At 67.0% G+C, this 494-nt stretch carries 1 protein-coding gene and 1 pseudogene; both read right to left on the bottom strand.

Features of this window, described 5'->3' with window-relative positions; genetic code table 11:
* Positions 1–208, bottom strand: a pseudogene (locus CAY82_RS27490) (MFS transporter); the annotation flags it as partial.
* Positions 205–494 (bottom strand): hypothetical protein (locus CAY82_RS27485; protein WP_218190854.1); only part of this gene is annotated, 290 nt, incomplete at its 5' end. The pseudogene CAY82_RS27490 and the gene CAY82_RS27485, both read right to left, overlap by 4 nt.

The raw sequence follows: 494 nt of genomic DNA, 5'->3' as shown, positions 1-494 counted from the left end.
GATCGACCCAGGCGCCGACCGGAAGGCCGATCAGCAACCAGGGGAGCCAGGCTGCCGCGCTCAGGAGGCCGACCTGGAAAGTCGTTGCCTGAAGCACCGATACGGCGATCGGCGGTAGCGCGACGGTGGACACCGAGCTGCCGAACCGGCTGATCGTCTCGCCGGCCCAGAACCACCGGAAGTCGCGATGCCGGAGCAGCAGGCTCATGCGGGTCGCCGCGGGAACGACTGCAGTTGCACGATGACGGGCATCGCGCCTTCCTCGTCGGAGTCGCACGTGTAGCGCTCGATGGTCGCCTGCACCTCCTCGTTGAGTGCCACCAGCTTCTCCGGGGTCAGCTTCAAATCGCGCCAGTCGGAGAGGGCGGCCGCGTGTTGCCATTCGCCTGACCAGTTCTCGGCGACGTACCGGCGGACGCGGTTGTAGTACCGCTCGACCAGATCTTCCAGGTACACCTTCAGCGCGCCGCTCGTCTCGGGGTCGTCGCGGAAGT

It is taken from the genome of Pseudomonas sp. SID14000 (genome assembly GCF_002165135.1).
In the GTDB taxonomy this organism is placed as follows: Bacteria; Pseudomonadota; Gammaproteobacteria; order Pseudomonadales; family Pseudomonadaceae; genus Aquipseudomonas.
The sequence above is the reverse complement of the archived record's forward strand: the minus strand, read 5'-3'. Positions and strand labels throughout refer to the sequence as shown.